24 protein-coding genes are annotated in these 23025 nt (G+C 44.1%); 15 read left to right on the top strand and 9 right to left on the bottom strand.

The features are described 5' to 3' along the window. Positions 1–68 precede the first annotated feature (68 nt). Positions 69–461 (top strand): DUF423 domain-containing protein, encoded by a 393-nt coding sequence (locus K7G75_RS01155; protein WP_222981928.1) that lies wholly within the window; start codon positions 69–71, stop codon positions 459–461. A gap of 63 nt (positions 462–524) precedes the next feature. Next, positions 525–2141 carry a phosphoenolpyruvate carboxykinase (ATP) gene (gene pckA, locus K7G75_RS01150; protein WP_222981927.1) on the top strand — a complete coding sequence of 539 codons (1617 nt, stop codon included), beginning with the start codon at positions 525–527 and terminating at the stop codon, positions 2139–2141. Between the two features lie 50 nt (positions 2142–2191). Here pckA and K7G75_RS01145 read toward each other — a convergent pair whose 3' ends face one another. From K7G75_RS01145 to K7G75_RS01135, 3 genes are read right to left on the bottom strand one after another with little or no spacing between them, the layout of a single operon-like run. Then, positions 2192–2935, bottom strand: a complete 744-nt coding sequence (locus K7G75_RS01145) for a uroporphyrinogen-III synthase (RefSeq protein WP_222981926.1) — start codon at positions 2933–2935, stop codon at positions 2192–2194. Positions 2936–2941: 6 nt separating this feature from the next. Continuing rightward, a complete protein-coding gene (locus tag K7G75_RS01140; RefSeq protein WP_222981925.1) occupies positions 2942–3598 on the bottom strand; it encodes a DUF4271 domain-containing protein in 657 nt (218 codons plus the stop codon). Continuing rightward, the gene (locus tag K7G75_RS01135) at positions 3595–5256 is read right to left on the bottom strand and encodes an ArnT family glycosyltransferase (RefSeq protein ID WP_222981923.1); all 1662 of its coding nucleotides are present in this window, start codon (positions 5254–5256) and stop codon (positions 3595–3597) included. The genes K7G75_RS01140 and K7G75_RS01135 overlap by 4 nt, the downstream gene beginning before the upstream one ends. Before the next feature lie 121 nt (positions 5257–5377). Here K7G75_RS01135 and K7G75_RS01130 point away from each other — a divergent pair, with 121 nt between their 5' ends. From K7G75_RS01130 to K7G75_RS01120, 3 genes are read left to right on the top strand one after another with little or no spacing between them, the layout of a single operon-like run. Continuing rightward, complete coding sequence (locus K7G75_RS01130; protein ID WP_222981921.1) at positions 5378–6106, top strand: polyprenol monophosphomannose synthase; 729 nt, start codon at positions 5378–5380, stop codon at positions 6104–6106. 2 nt (positions 6107–6108) lie between these two features. Then, complete coding sequence (locus tag K7G75_RS01125) at positions 6109–7443, top strand: dihydroorotase (protein WP_222981918.1); 1335 nt, start codon at positions 6109–6111, stop codon at positions 7441–7443. Between the two features lie 2 nt (positions 7444–7445). Beyond that, positions 7446–7874, top strand: a complete 429-nt coding sequence (locus K7G75_RS01120) for a DUF4296 domain-containing protein (protein WP_222981916.1) — start codon at positions 7446–7448, stop codon at positions 7872–7874. A gap of 2 nt (positions 7875–7876) precedes the next feature. Here the strand turns inward: K7G75_RS01120 and K7G75_RS01115 are convergent, their stop codons facing one another. Then, positions 7877–8881, bottom strand: coding sequence for an NAD-dependent epimerase/dehydratase family protein (locus tag K7G75_RS01115; protein WP_222981914.1), 1005 nt, complete (start codon positions 8879–8881; stop codon positions 7877–7879). Positions 8882–8965: 84 nt separating this feature from the next. Here K7G75_RS01115 and tyrS point away from each other — a divergent pair, with 84 nt between their 5' ends. Both tyrS and K7G75_RS01105 read left to right on the top strand, forming a co-directional pair. Beyond that, positions 8966–10261, top strand: a complete 1296-nt coding sequence (tyrS, locus tag K7G75_RS01110; protein ID WP_222981912.1) for a tyrosine--tRNA ligase — start codon at positions 8966–8968, stop codon at positions 10259–10261. 54 nt (positions 10262–10315) lie between these two features. Beyond that, positions 10316–10690: a hypothetical protein gene (locus tag K7G75_RS01105; RefSeq protein WP_222981910.1), complete on the top strand. Its 375-nt coding sequence runs from the start codon at positions 10316–10318 to the stop codon at positions 10688–10690. Here the strand turns inward: K7G75_RS01105 and K7G75_RS01100 are convergent. From K7G75_RS01100 to K7G75_RS01080, 5 genes are all read right to left on the bottom strand, one after another. Beyond that, a complete protein-coding gene (locus K7G75_RS01100; protein WP_222981909.1) occupies positions 10687–11673 on the bottom strand; it encodes a LuxE/PaaK family acyltransferase in 987 nt (328 codons plus the stop codon). The two genes, K7G75_RS01105 and K7G75_RS01100, sit on opposite strands and share 4 nt — an antisense overlap. A 65-nt stretch (positions 11674–11738) precedes the next feature. Continuing rightward, complete coding sequence (locus K7G75_RS01095) at positions 11739–12062, bottom strand: T9SS type A sorting domain-containing protein (protein WP_222981908.1); 324 nt, start codon at positions 12060–12062, stop codon at positions 11739–11741. A gap of 137 nt (positions 12063–12199) precedes the next feature. Further along, on the bottom strand, positions 12200–12508 hold the full coding sequence (locus K7G75_RS01090) for a T9SS type A sorting domain-containing protein (RefSeq protein ID WP_222981907.1): 309 nt from the start codon (positions 12506–12508) through the stop codon (positions 12200–12202). Between the two features lie 144 nt (positions 12509–12652). Further along, positions 12653–13837 (bottom strand): autotransporter outer membrane beta-barrel domain-containing protein, encoded by a 1185-nt coding sequence (locus K7G75_RS01085; protein ID WP_222981906.1) that lies wholly within the window; start codon positions 13835–13837, stop codon positions 12653–12655. Between the two features lie 20 nt (positions 13838–13857). After that, entirely contained in the window at positions 13858–16686 is a 2829-nt protein-coding gene (locus tag K7G75_RS01080) for a TonB-dependent receptor (protein WP_222981905.1), read from the bottom strand. A 189-nt stretch (positions 16687–16875) separates the two neighbouring features. Here K7G75_RS01080 and K7G75_RS01075 point away from each other — a divergent pair, with 189 nt between their 5' ends. The 8 genes from K7G75_RS01075 to K7G75_RS01040 all read left to right on the top strand — a co-directional run bounded on the left by K7G75_RS01075 (position 16876) and on the right by K7G75_RS01040 (position 23022). After that, positions 16876–17562 carry a response regulator transcription factor gene (locus tag K7G75_RS01075; RefSeq protein ID WP_222981904.1) on the top strand — a complete coding sequence of 229 codons (687 nt, stop codon included), beginning with the start codon at positions 16876–16878 and terminating at the stop codon, positions 17560–17562. Further along, on the top strand, positions 17562–18623 hold the full coding sequence (locus K7G75_RS01070) for a sensor histidine kinase (protein WP_222981903.1): 1062 nt from the start codon (positions 17562–17564) through the stop codon (positions 18621–18623). Before K7G75_RS01075 ends, K7G75_RS01070 begins: the two co-directional genes overlap by 1 nt. Positions 18624–18767: 144 nt before the next feature. Next, positions 18768–19436, top strand: coding sequence for a tRNA (guanosine(46)-N7)-methyltransferase TrmB (gene trmB / locus K7G75_RS01065; protein WP_222981901.1), 669 nt, complete (start codon positions 18768–18770; stop codon positions 19434–19436). A 3-nt stretch (positions 19437–19439) separates the two neighbouring features. After that, complete coding sequence (locus K7G75_RS01060) at positions 19440–20069, top strand: LysE family transporter (protein ID WP_222981899.1); 630 nt, start codon at positions 19440–19442, stop codon at positions 20067–20069. A 1-nt stretch (position 20070) separates the two neighbouring features. Beyond that, positions 20071–20397, top strand: a complete 327-nt coding sequence (locus K7G75_RS01055) for an MGMT family protein (protein WP_222981894.1) — start codon at positions 20071–20073, stop codon at positions 20395–20397. Positions 20398–20517: 120 nt separating this feature from the next. After that, entirely contained in the window at positions 20518–21657 is a 1140-nt protein-coding gene (locus K7G75_RS01050; RefSeq protein WP_222981893.1) for an Mrp/NBP35 family ATP-binding protein, read from the top strand. Between the two features lie 2 nt (positions 21658–21659). Continuing rightward, positions 21660–21899 carry a NifU family protein gene (locus K7G75_RS01045; protein WP_222981892.1) on the top strand — a complete coding sequence of 80 codons (240 nt, stop codon included), beginning with the start codon at positions 21660–21662 and terminating at the stop codon, positions 21897–21899. 64 nt (positions 21900–21963) lie between these two features. Further along, complete coding sequence (locus K7G75_RS01040; protein WP_222981891.1) at positions 21964–23022, top strand: NAD(P)/FAD-dependent oxidoreductase; 1059 nt, start codon at positions 21964–21966, stop codon at positions 23020–23022. The last annotated feature ends 3 nt before the right edge of the window (positions 23023–23025 follow it).

Genomic DNA, 23025 nt, shown 5'->3' with positions numbered 1-23025 from the left:
ACTTTTGATATAAACGGATACTAAAGTATCAAATTGTTATATTTCTAAAAAAAGAGGAGATTAAAGTTATGAACAAAACAATTTTATTGACAGGAGTGATCTTGGGTCTTTTGGCGGTTGTTTTTGGTGCTTTTGGAGCTCATGGTTTGGGAAAGTTGGTGGAACCGGAGGCTGTAAAAACCTTTGAGGTAGGTGTGCGCTATCAAATGTACCATGCTTTGTTTCTTCTTTTCCTGGGGTCTTGGCATAATCTGGAGACAAATGGAAAAAAGATTGTTTACTTGTTTATCCTGCTGGGCACCCTGCTTTTTTCCTTTTCCATTTATGCCCTTGCCCTAAATGCGCTAATGAGTTTTGACTTCAAGACTTTCGGATTTTTGACCCCAATTGGAGGTACTTTTCTGGTGGTTGGTTGGTTTTTGACCGGTTACTTCATTTTGACCAAAAAAGCCATCAATTAAACCCCATATGCTATACCAAAAGCATTTATTTTTCTAGCTTTGCACCAAAATAAAACACAAGAAATGAAAGCTCATACATCGGCTTCGAAAACGATTTCGTTAAAACCTTATGGAATACGGCACGGCAATGTGCACTACCAACTTTCACCGGATGAACTGCATGACCATACACTTGAAAAAGAAATGGGCAAAGAGGCCTCTACTGGGGCGTTGGCGGTTAGCACTGGCGAGTTTACGGGCAGATCGCCCATGGACCGATTTATTGTCAAGGACAGCATTACCGAGGACAAGGTATGGTGGGGGAAAATCAACATCCCCTTCGAGAGTGAAAAGTTTGATAAACTATACGATAAAGTAATAGCCTACCTGAACGAAAAGGAACTGTATGTTCGGGATTGTTATGTGTGTGCCGATCCGGAATATAAGATGAACATCAGGGTGGTCAATGAATATCCTTGGTCCAATATGTTTGCCTATAACATGTTTTTAAGACCGGAGGGCGATGATCTTGAAAATTTTGAACCCGAATGGACGGTGATCAATGCGCCTGGATTTAAGGCCGATGCCGAAGTGGATGGGACACGGCAACATAATTTTGCCATTCTCAATTTCACCAAAAAAATTGCCCTGGTAGGGGGAACAGGATATACGGGCGAGATCAAAAAAGGAATTTTCTCTGCGCTGAACTTCATTTTGCCGGTTTTCAAGAACGTATTGCCCATGCACTGCTCTGCCAATGTGGGCGAAGATGGGGATACTGCATTGTTCTTTGGATTATCCGGCACGGGAAAAACAACACTTTCCACGGACCCCAACAGAAAGTTGATCGGGGATGATGAGCACGGATGGACGGCCAAGAATACCGTTTTCAATTTTGAAGGAGGTTGCTATGCAAAGGTCATAGATCTTTCCGAAGAAAATGAACCCGAGATTTATGGCGCCATCAAAAAAGGGGCTATCCTTGAAAATGTGATCATGGATGACCATGGGGTTGTGGATTATTCGGATACTTCCATTACACAGAACACAAGGGTAAGTTATCCCATTTACCATATTGAAAACATTGAGGAACCTTCCATTGGTGAAAATGTCAAAAATATTTTCTTCCTTACCGCAGATGCCTTTGGAGTCCTGCCTCCCATTTCTAAGTTGACACCGGCCCAAGCGGCCTATCATTTTATTTCGGGCTATACGGCCAAAGTTGCGGGAACCGAAGCTGGCGTGGTAGAGCCCCAACCCTCTTTTTCTGCTTGTTTTGGTGCTCCCTTTATGCCCTTGCACCCAACAAAATATGCCGAGATGTTGAGCCGTAAGATGAAAGAATCCGGTGTGGATGTGTGGTTGATCAACACGGGATGGACCGGTGGACCCTACGGTGTAGGGACCCGAATGAAATTAAAATATACCCGCGCCATGATAAGCGCTGCTTTGAGTGGGGAACTGGGACTGTATTCCTACGAGAACTATCATATCCATTCTGTGTTCGGGGTGGCCCAGCCGCGTGAGTGCCCTGGAGTGCCCACCACCGTACTCAGTCCACGTGCTACATGGAACAACGATGAGGCCTACTATAAAACAGCCTTTAAGTTGAGCAATGCATTCAGGGAAAACTTCAAAAAATTTGAACCCTACGCTAGCGAGGAAATACGAAGGGGTGGCCCTCAGCGCTATGCTTTCTAAAGAAAAAAGCCCGGTAAAACCGGGCTTTTTTTATTTGTTATGATCTCAATCTATTTATTGACACTGGTAATGTACTTCTGCAATGCCATGGTCATCGAAGGTGTTTCTGGCGTTGGTGCCTGAATATCGATACGAAGACCAGCTTCCGTTGCAGCATCTATTGTGCTGTTACCAAAAACAGCAATGCGGGTATCGTTCTGCTTAAAATCGGGGAAGTTTTTCAGTAAGGATTCTATTCCCGAGGGACTGAAGAAAACCAATACGTCATAGTACACATCTCTTAGGTCAGAAAGATCGCTAATGACAGTTTTGTAAAATATGCCGCGCTTCCAATCCACTTTGAGCTCATCCAAGGCCTCGGGCACAGAAGGCTTTAGCGTATCGGATGAGGGCAAAAGGAATTTTTCGTCCTTGTACTTCTTGATCAATGGGATCAAATCGGTAAAAGTTCTTTTTCCCACGTATATCTTACGCTTTCTATAGACCACATACTTCTGCAAATAGTAGGCTACTGCCTCGGATTGACAAAAATATTTCATGGTATCCGGCACCTTAAAACGCATTTCTTCTGCAATTCTGAAAAAATGGTCCACCGAATTTCTACTGGTAAGTATAATGGCAGTGAAGTTGTGTAGGTCAATTTTTTGCTGCCTTACATTTTTGGCCTCAACGCCCTCTACATGAATGAAGGGCCTAAAATCTACCTTTATCTTTTCCTTTTCTATCAGTCTGGAATAGGGGGAATTTTCGATTTTAGGTTCAGGTTGGGAAACCAAAATTGTTTTTACTTTCATAAGCTTTCAATCTTTTAGATAGCTTCCAATTACCACTAAGGGTGCAATTTCGAGTGCGCAAAGGTACAAAATAAAATAGATAAAATTGGGCACGAGTGTATTTTGATAGTTCTTCAACAGCTTGGCAATTCCAATGCAATTAATAAAAACAATCAACAAAATTGTTCCATAAATCACGGTTTTGGAGTCCTTTAGCACATAGATTAAAAGTATGTTGCCCATGCACATGACAAGACTGCTGTGGTTGAGGTAGGATATTTTGCTGAATAGCAACTCGGAAACCAAACCTTGCGTATTAAAAATGTAGGCCTTGGTCTTTTGTAGGATGTACTTGCCCGCCAGAAACGCAACTACGCCACCAAGGATAAAGAAAAAAGTAGCACTGTCCGATCCTAAAACGGAGTCCAGCACAATTTTCTGCGCCAGAAAGATGAACAGGGACAGATTGATGACCTGGAATATGGTTAAAAGCACATGGAATCCATTAAAAAGTTCTCCCCTTTTGTTGTGCAGGGCCATATACTTATCATTAAACGGAAGGACCATAAAGTTCACAAAACGCAGTTGAAAGAGGTACTTTCCAACTGCAAGGAAAAGCAGGCTCAACAGCAGGGAAATGGTCATCCAATCCAATGAAAAGTCAGGGCGTTCTATCCAGTTCATGGTGCTAAACTAATTGGTTTGCCATTCAGCCCGGGTGGAAGGCCATGTTCAGAAATACCGATTCTATAATAGCCCGGATGTTCCATTTTAGGCATGGGCAGTTCAAAATAATAAAAAGCCGTATCCTTCGGTTCCAAAAATTGCTGGTGCGGTTTTTCACGTCTCACTTCTAATTTTATCAATTCTTTTACCTGTTTGTGCTTGTTGGAATAGGCAATCGTATAATACAGCGCATCCAATGGAACGGCAAAATCGTATGGATTGTGGACTTTCAAAAGGTTTTCCGTTCCATTCGTTGATTGTTCCACAATGCACTCAAGTCTTCGGTAGGGTTGAAAATCATCCATAAAAAATCCATGAAAAACGGTACTGTCCAGATGCATATAACGGATGTCCCCCTTATTTCTGTATTTGGTGACATACACCACTTTTTTGCCCCGTACCCGTTCTTCCGAACCATCTATGGAATATTGGTTTTTCCTGTACATATAATTGTTGAGCGAAATGGCGGGAATGCCGGTATAGAATTCATATTTGGGTGCGCGTCGGTACGAGTTCTCAAATACAACTGGGATATCGCCAGCCTTTAACCTAAGTTCTGCAGTCCACATCTTGTTCCCATGGGTTTCATATATAAGACCGGGAAACAAAGGTTGATGGATGAGCCAGGCCCTGGCATACAAAAGGAGGAGCATGCTCACAAAACCTATCCTGTACATCCACCTTCTACTTTTCGCATTTTCCAGTAGGTGCTCAAAAGCAATGATGATCAGCGGAATGGAAATGACTATGGCCCATTGTGCCTGGACCCTTCTATTGAAACTGGAGATAAAGAAGAAAATAAGTACCCCGTACACCAAATAGACCAAGGCTTTGGAAAACAAATCCTTTGCTTTGAATCGAAAAAAGGAAGCATAAACCCAATAGAAAAGCAACCCAATGATCACGATGAGGTTCAAAAAGTATCCTAGGGTAAAACCCTCAAAAGAATACGGTTGGTTCGGGCGCTCATAAAGATGGAAATCAATGGAGACAAAATCATTTTGGTACAGCCAAAGAAAATGTGGGAAATAGCATACCAGTGCCAATAGCAGGGCCAACCACGCCTTCCACTGGGTTATCAGCTTAAGATTGGAAAGAAAAACGAACAAAATCACCAGCACCGCGTGGTACTTGCTGTACATCAGGGCGGCCATTACCGCACCCAGCGCAAGGACTACCAAAACCGATGGGTTTTTCAAGTAATTTTTGTAAAGCAATAGAAAAAGGGCCGTAAAAAACAGTAATGGAGTATCTGGAAGGGTAAAAAAACCGTAGGCATTCATTAGGGTAAAGGAGAATGTCAACAGAAAGAAATGCACGACATAATCCTTTTTTTTGGGATTGTCTATCAACAGCCACAAAAGAAAATAAGTGCCCACCGAAAGCACACAGCTCATAAAGCGCACCCCAAGTTCACCCTTAAAGAACAGACCACTCATCCAAATTAAAAAAGCGACCATCGGAGGATGGTCAAAATACCCCCAAGCCAAATCCTGTGCATAGTACCAATAATAGGCCTCGTCGTAAATGAGCTCCGTAAAATGACCTTGAATCAAATTGAGGACAAAAAGCACAGCGGATAAAATGAGAAATAACCGGGGAAATTTTTGGATCATCAAACTTGATTTACAATGGGCCAAAGTTACAAATAATGACCGAGCACAAATGAATCAAAATAGCCCGTTCACATATACAACAAAACAGAAAAACGTATTTTTACGCTCTAATCTTGTGCGAATGGCAGACGGTTTGGTCATCATACCCACCTTTAACGAAATTGAAAATATTGAGGCCATTATTAAAACGGTTTTCGACCTTAAAAAGGATTTTCACATTTTGGTGGTGGATGACAATTCCCCGGATGGAACCGCAAATGCGGTAAGGACATTACAGGAACAATTTCCAGAACGACTGTTTTTGGAGGTGAGAAAGGAAAAATCCGGATTGGGCACGGCCTATATCCATGGATTTAAATGGGCCATTGACAGGGGCTATGACTATATTTTTGAGATGGATGCCGACTTTTCCCATCGTCCAGCGGACTTGGCCCGTTTGCACAGGGCGTGCCTCAACGGTGCCGATGTGGCGGTCGGTTCACGCTACAAAAAAGGGGTGAATGTGGTCAACTGGCCACTCTTCCGAATCTTGTTGTCCTATGGGGCCTCATTCTATGTAAAGTTCATCACGGGCATGAAAGTGCACGACCCAACGGCAGGCTTTGTATGCTATAAACGGGAAGTGTTGGAGAACATTAACCTGGACAACGTCCGCTTCATAGGCTATGCCTTCCAGATAGAGATGAAATATAGGGCCTACCTTAAAAAATATAAGATAGAAGAAGTATCCATAATTTTTACCGATAGGGTCAACGGTAAATCCAAAATGAATTCGGCGATCATTAGAGAGGCCATTTTTGGTGTGATCGCCATGAAATTGAGAAGCATTTTCTACAGAAAAAAGTTTTGAGCATGTCAAAAACCATATTGAAGAATGCCAAAGTGGTCAATGAAAATACCATATTTGAAACAGACCTGCTCTTGGATGGGGACTATATTGCCCGAATCGATGCTGATATTTCCGATGCCAATGCCCACGTAATCGACCTAAAAGGGGACCTGCTTCTTCCCGGAATAATTGACGATCAAGTCCATTTTCGCGAACCTGGACTTACGCACAAGGGAACCATAGCCACAGAAAGCAGGGCAGCCATTGCGGGCGGGATCACCACATTCATGGAACAGCCCAACACCAATCCACAGACGACCACAATTGCCAAATTGGAGGAAAAATTTGCCATAGCGGCCAACAGCTCATTTGCCAACTATTCCTTCAAGTTTGGTGGGACCAACGACAATTTGGAAGAGTTGAAACGCCTGGACAAGAATGCATGCTCAGGGGTCAAGCTGTTCTTGGGGTCATCCACGGGAAATATGTTGGTTGATGACGAAGCGGTCCTGGAAAAAATATTCAGCAATACCGAAATGGTGATTTCTGCCCATTGTGAGGATGAGACAACCATTAGGGCCAATATGGCCATATATCAAGAGCAGTACGGGGATGACATTCCCATTCAGTTCCATCCCATCATTCGAAGTGCCGAAGCCTGCTATCTTTCATCCTCAAAAGCCATTGCCTTGGCCAAGAAAACAGGTGCCCGACTGCATGTTTTTCATGTTTCCACAGGGAAGGAGACCGATTTGTTCATCAATTCCATTCCCTTGGAAGAAAAAAAGATAACCGCCGAGGTATGCATCCATCACCTCTGGTTTACCGATGAGGACTACGCCGAAAAGGGCACGTTGATCAAGTGGAATCCCGCTGTAAAGACCAAGGAAGACAAGGACCGACTTTGGGAAGCACTTTTGGATGATCGAATTGATGTGATCGCCACGGATCATGCACCGCACACCCTCGAGGAAAAAAACAATCCCTATACCAAGGCGCCTTCGGGCGGGCCTTTGGTGCAACATGCCCTGCAGGCCATGCTGGAAAAGGAAAAGGAGGGTAAGATCAGTTTGGAAAAAATGGTTGAAAAAATGTGCCATAATCCAGCCAAACTTTTTGACTTGGATAGACGTGGCTATATCAGGGAAGGATATTTTGCCGATCTGGTGCAAGTGAACCGGAATGCAAAAACAGAGGTGAATAGGACCAATATTTTGTATAAATGTGGATGGTCCCCATTTGAGGGCGTTACCTTTGGGTCCAAAGTTGTTCGTACTTTTGTCAACGGTCATTTGGCCTACGATCAAGGTAGTTTTTCCGAGAAAAAAAATGCCAGAAGGCTTACTTTCAATAGATAGGAATGAAAAAATCCATAGTTTGTTTTCTTTTGCCCTTCTTGCTCTGGAACTGTGCCGAAAAGGTCATGGAAAAACCAGAAAATCTTATTCCAAAGGAGAAAATGGTGCTCATACTGCATGATCTTGCCATTTTGGAAGCGGCCAAATCTTCTTTTAAGAGCACATGGGACCAACATGGAATGGAAACCATGGAGTTTCTTTACAAACAATATGGAATAGATAGCGTCCAGTTTGCCCAAAGTGACCTATACTATGCTTCGGTCCCATTGGAGTATCAGTCCATTTATGAACAGGTAGATGGCATGCTGGAGAAAAAACAGAAGGCACTGGAAGACCTGACCAAGCAAAGAAATGACAGCATCAAAGAGGTGAATCAGGCAATGAGGGACAGTCTGGGCACTATAAAAGATGAGGAATCCGAATTGGAATAAGATCACCGCCGATTCTTGAACTTTTCACAACAGAATGAAATGGCCCTGTCCAAATCCTCAAACTTAAAGTTGATGGCGTTCTTTATTTTTTCACTACTATAATGTTGCTGATGGTAAAGACTTTTGGCCATGGCTTTGGCAAGCCTTCTTCTTTTGCCACTCAGTTTGCTCCGCAACCAGTCCCATCGCCAAAAAATTTCCAGTACCCAAAAAGGCACCTTTTTTGACGGAGGCTCCACACCCAGTTTGGGAGCTATTTTTTGAAAAAGCTGTTGATATGACCAATTTTCGCTTACAAGGATAAAGCGCTCTTTCTCCACTGTGGATTCCATAAGGGAAATCATGCCCGATACCACATCATTGACCGAAACAAAGCCCGTTCCACCGGGAATGTATGTTTTTTTGCCTTTGGCGGCATAAGTGAAAAAAGTGCCGCTGCCTGTTCTCCAAAATCCCGGACCGATCACCACCCCAGGGTTAACGATCACTGCAGGGAGTCCTTCCTGTGTACCACGCCATACTTCCAGTTCCGCTTGGTGCTTAGTCAATCCATAGACCGAAACATTGAGATCACTCCAGTCGTTATCCTCGGTGGTAATCCCATCTTTGGCAGCACTTCCGATTGCCGCAATGGAACTGACATAACAAAGCTTTTTCACCTTGTGCTTAACACAAAGGTTGACAATATTGGCGGTTCCCTCCACATTGGTCTTTACCAGAGACCTGTAATGCTTGGGATCAAAAGAGATGAATGCGGCTGAATGATATACCTGGTCAACCCCATCGAAAACACCCTCCAAAGTGACCAGGTCAACAATGTCACCCTCCACCCAAAGAATGCGATCAAACAAGGTTTGGGGATTTTCGGAATAATACCCAAAAATCTCAAGGACTTTTTTCAGTGAGTTTTGGGTGCGATAAAGAGCCTTGACTTTTTTGCCCTGGTCTACTAGACGATACAATAAGTGGGACCCGACCAAGCCCGTGCCCCCGGTTACCAAAATCATTTGATAAAAGTACCCATTTGTCCTGGAATTATTGAAGGAAGTTGGAAGTTCATTTTATATTTGCAGCTATCCTAATTGATTACAATGAAGAAGAATTTTGTTCAGGAACTGCAATGGAGGGGAATGGTACATGATGTTATGCCCGGTGCCGAGGAGCATCTTATGGAGGGTATGCGCGCGGCCTATGTGGGAATAGATCCCACCGCCGATTCACTGCATATTGGCCACTTGGTGAGCGTAATGATGCTAAAGCATTTTCAATTGGCAGGGCACAAGCCCTTTGCCTTGGTGGGCGGGGCAACAGGCATGATAGGCGATCCTTCCGGAAAGTCACAGGAACGCAATCTTCTGGATGAAAAGACATTGAGACACAACCAGGAGGCCATAAAAGAGCAATTGGGGCGTTTTTTGGATTTTGATAGTAAGGAATCCAATGCAGCAGTTTTGGTGAACAATTACGATTGGATGAAAGATTTTTCCTTTCTGGATTTCATCCGTGATGTAGGCAAACATATCACCGTCAACTACATGATGGCCAAGGATTCCGTTAAGAAAAGATTGACTTCGGATGCAAAAGAGGGAATGTCGTTCACCGAATTCACTTATCAATTGGTACAGGGGTATGACTTTTTGTACCTATACCAACACCACGATTGCACCCTTCAAATGGGAGGCAGTGATCAATGGGGCAACATAACAACGGGTACGGAACTGATCCGAAGGATTGGAAATGGCAAAGGATTTGCCCTTACCTGTCCACTGATTACCAAGGCGGACGGTACCAAATTTGGGAAAACGGAAGGCGGAAATGTGTGGTTGGATGCTGAGCGCACTTCTCCCTATAAGTTTTATCAATATTGGTTGAACACCTCGGACGAGGATGCGGAAAAATACATCAAGATTTTTACCTTTTTGGAGCGTACCGAGATTGAGGAATTGATAAATACGCACAAGGAAGCACCCCATACAAGGGCCCTTCAAAGGCGGTTGGCAGAAGAAATCACCGCTATGGTGCATTCCAAGGAAGATTTGGAAAATGCGGTTAGGGCGAGTTCCATCCTTTTTGGGAAATCGACATCCAAAGACCTTAAACAATTGGATGAAAAGACCTTTTTGGATGTTTTTGATGGTGTGCCGCAGGGGCAAATATCAAAAAAGGAATTGGAAGCGGGGCTGGACATGATCGGAGCGTTGGCAGCAAAGACCGGTTTTTTGGCATCCAATGGTGAGGCTCGGCGAGAGTTGGGTCAAAATTCCATTTCGGTGAACAAGGAAAAGGTAAAGGAGGACTATCTTATTACCGTATCCGATTTGATAAACGATAGATTTGTATTGCTCCAGAGGGGCAAGAAAAATTATTTTGTTTTGGTGGCGGAATAAGGCACGCAACGCAGTGGCCAGTACCCCATCTATACTGTGTATAAACCTCATAGCATGAAACAGTTTTTGATTTTATCGGTTTTTTTCTTGGCCGCAATTTGCTCTAGGGAAGAGGATATTGTTCCGCCAGGGGAAATGTGGATTTTGGACAATGTGGTTTGTTTTTGTTTTTTCGGGGATGATTACGATTTCAGCACCCATTCCATTCGCTTTGATTCTGGTCCGAATACAGTTTTCATCCAGAATGATGGGGACAATGAATTTTTGGCCCCCACTGGGTCCTATCCCTATTCGATAGACGGCACTGTTATCACGATTGAGGGTAGGCAGTATGAATATCTGGAAGAAGGTAATACCCTTACATTGACCTATGTGGATGAGCCACTCATCGCGGACGATGAGATTACCTACTATTACATTAGGAACTAAAGGGCCATCAGATTACAGCCCCTTATATCGGAATGGTCAAAACGTCCCAGCACCTCAAAAGTTCCATCTTTATAAATTTTACCCAGATCTTGGGTGGCGATAAAGCTACAGGAATGGAAATTGGCTAGGTCAATCACATTGAGCCCCCCTGTTTTTCCCAACGATTGATCCGAAAACGGGTCCTCCGTGTCCCGCGAAAGGATTCGCATCCAAGGTGGTGCATGAAAAAGACCATCACCTTTTGAATAGGCTTGGGAGAGCAATTCCGTCATTCCATATTCGGAATGTACCTTGGGAACACCAAAGGCATTTTTTAGGATGGCGTGCAGTTCTTCACGAATCAGTTCCTTGCGTCTTCCTTTCATCCCACCGGTTTCCATGATTGTGGTATGCGCCAAAGTCATCGGGAACTGTTCCGCCAAATCCAACAAAGCAAAGGAAACCCCAATCAATAGGGTTTTTACATGATTCTCTTCCAGTTTCCGGAGTTTTAGATGTAGTGCTTTCAGATCATCCAAATAAAACCCACTATCCGTGTGCTTGGACCGAAGGATCATATCGTTGACCATATAGATCAATGATGAACCTTGGCGCTCCAAATAGGATGGCAACAAGGCTAGGATGCAATAATCTTCAACCGGACCGTAAAAGTGTTCAAAACCTTGTCTAAAACTTTGCGTGTACAGAGAAAGATTGGCAATATGGTGTTTGCTTGTGTTGCTTCCGGTGGTGCCACTGCTGGTGAAAACAACTTCTGGTTCTTGGTTTGTTGAAGCCACCCTGTGCGTTTTGAAGAATTCGATGGGCAGAAATGGCACTTGCCCCACCTGGGAAACATTGGAAATGGATTTTCCCAAATGCTTGCAAAAGGTTTGGTAAACAGGATTGTTCAAATATTGATATTGAAAAACTTCCAAAGCCAGCCCATCAAACGCGGCGGCATTGGAAATTGAAAAAATGTCTTGAATACGGTGTAGGTCCATTTGGGCATAAAAGTACCCAAAAATAAAAAGCGTTTCGGTTGGAAACGCTTTGGAATGTTGTTCTTTTACTTCACTACCAGCTTTCTGGTCATGGTCTTTTCCTGTTCGGTCACCTGAAGTACATATACCCCTGGAACCAGTCTGGAAATGTTCAAGGTGTTCGTGGCTATTCTTTCCGTGAGTACCACATCACCGAAAACATCGAATATCTTTATTTGTTTGTTTCCGTTTGTTTCGGTGGTAATGTAGATTTCCTCTCCATAGGCCGGATTGGGATACATTTTGAATCCTTTCAATTCCTGAACCTGTTCCGTGTTGACGGTAACCAGCTCCTGACCGAATGAAAATATAGGTAAAGCCATTATAAAAATAAAGTAGAGTTTTTTCATATACTCCGATTTGGGATTATGCGGAATATAAAAGTATGGAAATCAGTAGGGAAGGGCTATAAAATGTTGTGAAACGGGCAATTCTGGTGGTAAAGACGAAAAATATGATGTTTAGGGCCGGCGAAAAAGCATAAAAGTTACTTGATAATGAGCTTTCTTGTGGCCACACGGTTGTTTTCAAAAACCCTTAGAATATATACACCTTTGTCCAAATCTGAAAGATTCAGTTCCCTTCCCAAAATGGTCGTTTGCAGGACTTTGGTGCCAAGTACGTCAAAAATCAATATTTGCTTGGGGGCGTTTTTTGGAGTTTCTATGAAGACTTTGCCCTGTGTGACTGGATTGGGATACAACTTTAGCCCATCGATATCGGTTCCCGCTTGGTCATTTTGAGCGAGACCAAGGGAGCAGACCATAAAGAAGAGAATAAAGTAAAGTTGCTTCATAAACTATTGATAACAAAGGCTGTGCCACAAAGATAAAAAAATAAGGAAGTGACGGCGTGCAGTTTGACGAAAAGGTGTTTTTAATTGACGGATACAAAAAAAAGCCCCTTAAAAAGAGGCTTTTTAGTATTGATCAAGATTATTTTAGTTGATGCCCACGGTCCAGTTGGCACCCCAAGTGCCGACATCGGTACCAGTACCGTTTCCAATACCTGTTACCAAATCGGCTTCAATAACACCGCCATCAATGGCAGTGTTGGCATTCACGCTTGTAAAAGTTACATCGGTGAACGTAAGGGTATCATCAGTCACATTTTGTGAAGTAGGCGTTGCAGCCTCATCATCGTCAACAGAAATCCCAGTATCTTTTCCTATGATCTCAACATTGGTAAACGTTCCCTGTGTACCAGCTCGCAATAGGAACCCTCGGGTGCTGTCAGCGGTGCTTTCGCTTACAATTGTTACATTGGAGACGGTAGGATTTGAAAAAGTACCAGTGGCATTTGTGAAATCGGTATTGAAACCGTCACACTCAAAGGCCTCGTCGCCTATCCCATCTCCCTGTAGTACATAAGCATCGGTAATTGTCCCAGAATAGCCTTCGGTCCAGTCAATCGAGTCATCCTGGGCATTCACAACAGCAATAAAGCTTGCATTCACGGTCCCACCGAAGAATTCAACGCCATCATCGGCACCTTCAAACGCCTGAATGTATTGAACAGTGGTTCCGTTGCCCACGCCGTAGAAGGAAAATCCGTTGTTTTCGGATTGTCCATCTGCTGCACCACCAGAATACTCGACACGCACATAGCGCAAAATGCCTGAGTTGTCATCGGCAACATTTCCACCATAGGGTAGGTTTCCTATTTCTGAAGTAGAGGTTCCGGTTCCTGTCACCGAGTTCAACGGAGCCCTTCCCAAAAGAATAAGCCCGCCCCAGTCTCCAGCGGAGGGATTGCTTGAAGCGGAAGTGAATACAATCGGGTTTGCCGCCGTACCATCCGCAATGATCTGTGCTCCCTGGGATATGGCCAGATAAACGCTTGTACCTGCTGCCTGTGCCCTAATGGTGGTGCCGGCCGGAATGGTTATCGTGGTCCCGCTGGCCATAATTGTTGCTCCGGAAAGAATGTAATCCATGTCCGGGTCTAATGTAAGGTCCTCCGTGTAAACACCACTCAATCTTACCTCGGTCTCGGTTGGAACAGAGGGATTGGTATTGTTATTGGTAATACTGTTATCATTGATAATGATATCAGCGGTATCGTCGCTTTCGCAAGCAATGAACAATGCGGCGGCTATACCTAAAAATAAAAACTTGTTTTTCATTTGTTTGAGTTTAAAAAAAATTAAAATTTATATTTAAGGGTTAGCCCAACGTTAACCCCAAGGTTATACTCTCTTATTATGATATCCCCACTTCCTGTACCCTCACGTGTTAGTGTGATGTCTGGATCCAATAGGTTCTTGGCACTGAAATTTGCCTCAAAATGTTCGCCTATAGGGTTTCTCCAAACAAAGTTCAATATGGGAACAGCATTTTCCACAATGTTGCCCAAGCTACCCGCGCCCAACGCAAAAATGCGGTCGGAGAAGTAGGAAAAAGCTAGGGTTGCCTTTGGGGAATAATTCTTGAACACAGGACTATAATTGATGTCCGCGTTCATGATAAATGGAGATGCTCCTTCAAGCTGATCCGACTCCCGGTCGAAAGAGGTTCCGAAGGTATTATTGGTGTCCGGCCCAGCTGGAATTGGCTTTAGATCTTGGTTGGTATAGGTATAAGCCGCATTCAAACCAACGGAAAGCGTAGCGTTGTCCTCTGCATCGGTCACCAGATTTTTTCTCAGTTCAAGTTCCACGCCAAAGGCTTCCGCTTGGTCGCCTGTTCTGAAAAAACGTTGTGTACCAGTGGCGTCTGCCGCAATTACACGGTTTACGGGATCTTGTATCAATTTTCCAAAGGCAGCTAATGAAATTATCTCACCGCGCTCCAAGAACCACTCATATTTTATGTCAAAATTGTAGATATCAGAATAATTGACCCCTGTACCATCCTTGCCCCCAAACAAATCGGGGTTTCCACCCACCCTTTGGGTAACACCTTCGTACACAAAGGGAGCCGTTTCCTTGAATTCGGGAAATGAGACCGTATTGCTGAATGAAAGCCTTAGATTGGAATCGTCATTTATGGCGTAACGGACATTTAGGCTCGGCAGGAACAAATTTTCGTAAACATCCCGAAAGCCTGGATCATCGGGAGGCAGGTTGATAACATCGTAAACAATGTTCTGGCTTACCGATTCGGCACGCAGACCGGGAACCACGGTCAATTTTTCACCTAGTTTCACATCGAGGGAAACATAGGCGGCATGGATATCCAGATTGCCTTTGTAGGTATTGTCCGCTAGACCGGGTCGGTTCACGGAACCAATTTCGTTGTTGATGGGGTTCAGATTTCTAATCTCATAAAGTGCATCCTCACTTCCTGTCAAGCTGCTGTTTTCAATGGTGAAGAAGGAATTCAGATTGTTCACATCTGGAATGATAGTCGTCCTATCAAAGATTCTATATCCATAGCGAATACTATTGAATCTTCGTTCTTTTCTTCTACCGTTGTACCCAAAGTTCAGTTTGACTTTTTCGGAAAGTTGGTGCCCAAGGTGAATGAAACTGTTCAGCTCGTCATCTTCAATGCTTTGAAAAAACCGCTGGTTTTCAAAGGCCGTATTGGTAAAGAAGACAGGATTGGTATCAGGATCATCATCCAAGGACAATTGATAGTTCTCGATGGTGAATCGCTTTCTGTCCGGTTCATCGGAAAACACCTTGTTAAAACCAATGCCCCAGTCCAGATCCCATGTTTCGTTGAAAACATGTTGTCCGGTAAGCTGGTTCACAAATATCATGTCTTGGTTGAACTGGGTGTTCTGGATAAAAAACCCATCATCGGAGGTGATCCCATCCCGGTTGAAACCGTCTCCATCAATCCCGTAAAACCCAACGGCGTCGGTGGAATTGTTTACGAACAACGAACTGAATTTTATCTTGTTTTCGTTGTTGATCCTGTATGTGACATTCCCCAAAACCGTAGTGGCCGTTTTATAGGAAAACTCCCTTACACTCGGAAAGTCGAATTTCAGTACGTTGGTAAAATCTCGGGCGGGCCCTTCCAAGAGTTCATAACCATTCTCGAAGCTTGCAGCCCCAAAAAAGCTCAACCTGGATTTCTCATTGTTGAAGTTGAAGGAGTAGCCCCCTTCAATGGCCGCAGAAATATTGATGGGGCTCCATGCCTCCTGCGGATCCACCCCATGCGAAAGTATTATGGCAAAAGGGTCGTTGTCATAACGGTTATAGAATCCAAAATTACTGGGTCCTTCACTTCTCACAAAATCCTCTCCCGATGCGTTTGTATTGATGCCACTCCCCAAAGCCACCTCAATATATCCATCACCAGTGTATTCCTTGGAGTCTATGTTTACATTCCCCGCGGAAAAGTCGCCGAAAAAAGTGGAGTTGTAAGCCTTGCTCACCGCAACATTTTCAATTATGCTCGATGAAAACAGGTCAAGGTTTATGTTCTTTTTATTGACATCATTGGAAGGCAGGGAAAGGCCGTTCATCGTTGTGTTTTGATAACGATCTCCCAAACCCCTTACATATACGTTGCTGGATCCCTGTTGTTTGGAAATCCCGGAAATTTGTGCAACGGCCGCTGCCGCATCGTCTATTCCCTTTAAGGTAAGGGCCTCTGCACTGATAGCTTCCTGGATTACCAATGCTTGTTTTTGGGCCAACAACAGGGCCACTTCGGAGTCTTGTCTTGCAGACGTGGTTACCACCACTTCATCTAAACCCACACTGGCTGCCCCCAGTCCTGCACTTACTTGGGTCACTTTTCCCGGTTCAATGACCACGTTGGGGACTTCCAAGGTTTCATAACCCAAAAAGCTAATCACAACCGTATATGAGCCAGGCTCCAAGCCAGATATTTCAAAAAGACCGTCAAAATCGGATGTGGTTCCGCTGGTGGTTCCTTTTATCAATACGTTGGCGAATGCCAGTGGTTCATCGTTGAGCTCTTTGTCTGTCAGTTTACCTACAATGCTTCCATTTTCTTGACCATAGGCTAGGATGGTAAACAGTGAAAAGAGCAATATCAGTGAATTTTTCATTTACTTTCTGGTACAATTTGATTTCGGGGGCAAAGAAACATGGAGGTTGTAAAAGGGGTGTTAGCTGTTTGTTAAGTGTTTATTTTAAAACCGTTACAATAAGGTTACCAGATTAAATGAACGTTAAGCATTTATGCGGTTATAGTATTATCTTTACATTTGGATGACTAACAGCAAAAAAAACTTCGGATGAAGAACAAGGATATAAGGATTCTTTTGGTGGATGATGAGCCGGACATTTTGGAGATTGTAGGGTATAACCTATCTGTCGAGGGCTATGAAGTTTTTACCGCCAAAAACGGTTTGGAAGGGGTGGCCAAGGCCAAGAAGAAAAAACCACATTTGATAATCATGGACGTAATGATGCCGGAAATGGACGGCATTGAGGCCTGTGAGATCATACGAAGCACATCGGGACTGGAGGGCACGATCATTGCATTTTTAACGGCGCGTGGTGAAGACTATTCCCAAGTGGCCGGTTTTGATGCCGGGGCCGATGATTATATAACCAAGCCCATAAAACCTAAGGTTTTGGTGAGCAAGGTAAAGGCGTTGCTCCGTCGTTTGAAGGAAGAAAAAAAGGAAGTCGACGACATATTCAAGGTTGGCAATATCGTCATCAACAGGGAAGAGTACAAAATCGTTAACAATGGGGAGGAAATCATCCTGCCAAGAAAGGAATTTGAACTTTTATCCCTGCTCACCTCAAAACCGAGCAAAGTGTTCAAACGTGAAGTGATCCTGGACAAGGTTTGGGGCAATGAAGTGGTTGTCGGGGGCCGGACCATAGACGTACACATTAGAAAACTTCGTGAAAAAATTGGGGACCATCACTTTAAGACCGTCAAGGGAGTGGGGTATAAGTTTGTTCTGTAATGGCCATAAAGCTTAGGAAATCCTATAAATTTGCCTTTAGGTCCTCCCTTTTCATCACTGCCATTATCACTGCTTTATTTCTGGTTTTTCTTTTGGCCAATGAAAGCCTTGATTGGCTGCACGCCTTTCCCTTTGCGATCATTTGTTTCATAGTTTGCTTTACGGTGCTCCAAATTCGGGTAGAGCGGTTCATCTACAGAAGGATAAAGAAAATATATGATGACGTGTCACTCCTTGAATCTTCCACGTTTTCATCCAGACCTGTGACCACTGACATGAAAACACTTACCGAGGAAATTGAAAAATTTGCCGAAGGCAAGAAAATAGAGATAGATACACTCAAGATTCGCGAAGAATACAGAAAAGACTTTCTTGGTAATGTTTCCCATGAGTTAAAAACCCCACTATTTACGGTACAGGGCTACATTTTGACCTTGCTGGATGGAGCCATGAAGGACAGGAAACTCAGGGAAAAATATCTGCAAAGGGCCGCCAAGGGCGTGGAACGCCTTATCTATATCGTAAAAGATCTTGACCTTATCACAAAACTTGAAGTTGGCGGGCTTAAATTGGAACGCAAGGATTTTGACATAATCGAGCTGATCAAAAATGTGTTCGATTTGTTGGAGATGAAAGCGGCCCAGAAAGAGATTTCCCTAACCTTTGATATGGAATACAAAAACCCAATCTATGTGAATGCCGACAGGGAAAAAATCCAACAGGTGATCAGCAACCTGCTCGTGAATTCCATCAAATATGGCTCACCAAACGGAACCACGGAAGTCAGCGTGGAAAACCTGATAAAGAATAGGGTGATAGTCCGGGTCACGGATAATGGCGAGGGCATTCCAAGGCAACATATCCCCCGACTTTTTGAACGCTTTTACCGGGTAGACCAAAGCGGTAGCCGCAGCGAGGGAGGTTCAGGGCTTGGGCTGGCAATTGTAAAGCACATTATTGAGGCCCATGGCGAAAAGATCTACGTGGAAAGTGAGGAAGGGGTAGGTTCCGAATTTTCATTCACTTTGGAAAAAACAGCAAATACTGGCCTTAAAAAGTAAGGGGGTGCTCCGCAGTCTGATTAACCTATTATGTTTCGGATTCAGGATTTTGCTTTTATCATTTACTGGGATGAAAATCAGCATCAAGGTTGCCTTTAGTTTCCTTAGCTTTGACAAAAATTGATTTTTTCACAATCCTTTTCCATGGGGAGCAAAAACAAACTAAAACGATTCAAGGAGAACGAAACGTTCCCAAATGTGGTCCAGCCCACAAGGGATGAAGCCCTTCAAGGATTTTCGCTGAAGGGCAATTGGGCCTCTTTCTTTAAGAACGATTACCCAATTATTCTGGAATTGGGCTGTGGAAAAGGGGAATATACCGTAGAGCTTGCCAAAAGAAATCCTGACAAAAACTATATTGGGGTTGATATTAAAGGAGCCCGTTTTTGGCGTGGGGCCAAGTCGGCCCTGGCACAAGGCCTGGAGAATGTGGCATTCCTTAGAACACAGATTGAACTGATCGACTGTTTTTTTGGCGAAGACGAAGTGGATGAGATCTGGATTACTTTTCCCGATCCGCAGATCAAGTACAAACGTACCAAACATCGGCTTACCAATCCCCAGTTTTTGGAGAGGTATCAACGCATTCTGAAGAAGGAAGGAACTGTACACCTGAAAACCGACAGCGAGTTCATGCACGGTTACACCTTAGGACTGCTCCAGGGCCTTGGACACGAAATCTGCTATGCGAACCATAATGTGTACCGAAACGAGGGTAGCCCAGCAGAAGTTCTGGAAATACAGACCTTTTATGAAAAACAGTATCTTGAAAAAGGAAAACCGATAACCTATATCCAATTTAGGATCAACTGACCAATGACCCATATACTCATTCTATTCTTTGCCACATTTTCGGCTGCTTTTATGGCCACAGTGCCCCCTGGGCTGCTCAACATGAACGCGGCCAAGACCAGTGTGGAAAAAGGCAAGAAAAATGGAGTTATCTTCAGTATGGGAGTGTCTTCCATGATCATGCTTCAGGCCTATATTGCGGTGCTAATCTCCAAATTTTTGTATCGTAACCCGGAAGTCATTGATCTTTTGTTGAAGATTGCCATAGCGGTTTTTGCATTTTTCGCCATCTATTTCTTTATTACCGCAAAGCGGAACAAAGATCAAAGACCAAAGGAGGTCAAGGTCAGCAAGAAGAACAGTTTTTACAAAGGAATGCTTCTGGCCGCGTTGAATTTATTGACCATTCCCTACTACAGCGGGCTCAATGCCATGTGGAACGAGGCCGGATGGATCCAGTTTAAGGCCCAGGACATCATCACCTTTGTACTTGCCGCCGGAATGGGGACATTTTCAGTATTATATCTATATACTTTTTATTTCAACAAGTTGGAAACCAGGACCAATAGGTTTTCAAAGAATTCCAATTACATCCTTAGTGCTTTAATGCTTGTACTTTTGGTCATTACTGTAATCCGGATTTTTTATCGCTAAAATGGAAGAGCAAAATTTTTTTGACAAAGTCTATGAGGTCGCAAGGCAAATTCCCTACGGGAAAGTGACCTCTTATGGTGCTATTGCAAAGTATCTTGGAGCGACACGTAGTGCCCGCATGGTGGGTTGGGCCATGAACAATTCTGGTTCCAAAGATGTCCCGGCCCATAGGGTGGTGAACCGGGTTGGGATATTGACCGGGAAGCATCACTTCGATGGGACCAACCTGATGCAACAACTTTTGGAAAATGAGGGCATTAAGGTGGTCGACAATCAAATTGTGGATTTTCAGAAACATTTTTGGGACCCGGCCAAGGAATTGGGTTAGTATAATTCATCGCAATCCCACCATCTTCATTTTCAATGAACGAACTTCTACATATCCACCTTATGGCGTATCTTTGTAAGGCAGCATAAATGCGAACGACTGCAGGAAAAAACAGGATTGATGACGTTGAAAAAAACAGATATTCTAAAGGCACTGGAAAAAATTTCCGCACCGGGAGAAGGCCAGAATTTGGTCGAAAGCGGGGCTGTGACCAATGTGCAGGTATTCGGCGATGAGGTTGAGGTGGACGTAACCATCAAGAATCCAAGCCTTCAGGCCAAGAAGAAGACCGAAGTGGAGATTTTGAAGATCATTCACACCGAAGTATATCAAAAGGCAAAAATAAAAATCAACCTAAAGGTTGATGCGCCCCAAAAGCCCAAGGTGAATCAAATCAAAGGGAAACCCATCCCAGGAATCCAGAACATCATTGCCGTGGCCTCGGGAAAAGGAGGCGTTGGAAAATCAACAATAACGGCCAACTTGGCAGTTACTTTGGCCAAAATGGGGTTTAAGGTGGGGTTGTTGGATACGGACATCTATGGACCGTCCATGCCCATTATGTTTGATGTTGCTCTGGAAAAACCACTGTCTGTGAACGTAGATGGAAAGACGAAGATGAAGCCGGTTGAAAACTATGGGGTGAAGTTACTTTCCATAGGGTTTTTTACCCAGCCCAACCAAGCAGTCATCTGGAGGGGTCCCATGGCCTCAAAGGCATTGAACCAGATGATTTTTGATGCCCATTGGGGCGAGTTGGACTTTTTATTGCTAGATCTTCCACCCGGTACAGGCGACATACATTTGAGCATAATGCAGGCACTGCCCGTTACAGGAGCCGTGGTGGTAAGCACACCCCAGGAAATTGCCCTGGCAGATGCCAGAAAGGGAGTCGCTATGTTTCAACAAGAGGCCATTAGTGTCCCTGTTTTGGGGATTGTCGAGAATATGGCCTATTTCACACCGGAAGAGTTGCCTAACAACAAATACCATATCTTTGGACAAAATGGGGCAAAAAATCTGGCGGAGGATTTAGAAGTGCCGTTTTTGGGCGAAGTTCCCTTGGTACAGAGCATTCGTGAAGCAGGAGATGTGGGAAGACCTGCCGCCTTGCAAACGGCTACCCCATTGGAGGAAGCCTTCGAGGAACTGACTAAAAATGTGGTCCGCGAATTGGTAAGAAGAAATGAAGATCTGCCTCCTACGGAGGCAATCAAAATAACAACGATGGCCGGTTGTGCCGCCGTTAAAAAGAAATGAGCATGACATCCGAAGAAATCAAGAACAACGTTGAAAAAGCCCTGGAGGAGATAAGGCCCTTTTTGCAGAGTGACGGGGGAGATATAACATTGGTTTCCATAGATAACGATACTTCAGTAAAAGTGAGGTTGGAAGGCAATTGCATCGGTTGCAGTGTCAATCAAATGACTTTAAAAAGTGGGGTGGAGATGACCATCAAAAAATATGCACCCCAAATTGAGGAAGTCATCAACCTGAGTTAAATGACAAAAATCATGGTCTCTTTCCGCCGCAAATAATATGTTGCGCTCCCAAAAACAAGTATAAATGATTAAAACCGATATATTGATCATTGGGGCCGGACCCACGGGTCTTTTTGCCGTTTTTGAAGCGGGACTTTTACAACTTAGATGCCATTTGATCGATGCCCTCCCCCAACCGGGCGGCCAATGTGCCGAAATTTATCCCAAAAAGCCCATTTATGACATTCCAGGATTTCCCGAGATATTGGCTGGGGAACTAGTGGACAATCTTATGGAACAGATCAAACCATTTCAACCTGGTTTTACCCTAGGGGAGCGTGCAGAGACCATTGAAAAGCTGGAAGATGGGTCCTTTGTGGTGACAACCAACAAGGGAACAAAACACAATGCGCCCGTAGTAGCGATAGCAGGTGGTCTGGGAAGCTTTGAGCCTAGAAAGCCCTTGTTGGGGAACTTATCCCGATATGAGGATAAGGGCGTGGCCTATATGATCAAAGAGCCCGAAATTTATCGTAATAAGAAAGTTTTGATAGCCGGGGGAGGGGATTCCGCTTTGGACTGGTCCATTTTTTTGGCCGATGTGGCCGAGGAGGTCACCTTGGTGCACCGCCGCAACGAATTTAGGGGGGCTTTGGATTCGGTGGAGAAGGTGCAGGAGCTTAAAAATAAGGGCAAAATAAATTTGATCACCCCAGCGGAGGTTGTGGCACTTCATGGTGCAGGCAAATTGGAAAAGGTTACGGTGCAGCGGACGGATACTGAAGAGGAACTGGAAGTTGAAGTAGACAATTTTATCCCACTGTTCGGACTGTCTCCCAAGCTGGGTCCCATTGCCGATTGGGGCCTTGAAATTGAAAAAAATGCCATAAAAGTGGACAATTCCTTGGACTATCAGACCAACATTCCAGGAATATATGCCATTGGGGATGTCAACACCTATCCTGGCAAGCTAAAGCTTATACTTTGTGGTTTCCACGAGGCAACATTGATGTGCCAAAGCGCCTATCAACGAATATACCCCAACAAAAAATATGTGATGAAATATACCACGGTTGGTGGCGTCATTGGTTTTGACGGAAGTAAAAAAGAAGCGCCAAAGGCAGTGGTCAAGGCAATTAATTAAGGA

This window comes from Flagellimonas meishanensis, from assembly GCF_019880545.1.
GTDB lineage: Bacteria > Bacteroidota > Bacteroidia > Flavobacteriales > Flavobacteriaceae > Flagellimonas > Flagellimonas meishanensis.
The sequence above is the reverse complement of the archived record's forward strand: the minus strand, read 5'-3'. Positions and strand labels throughout refer to the sequence as shown.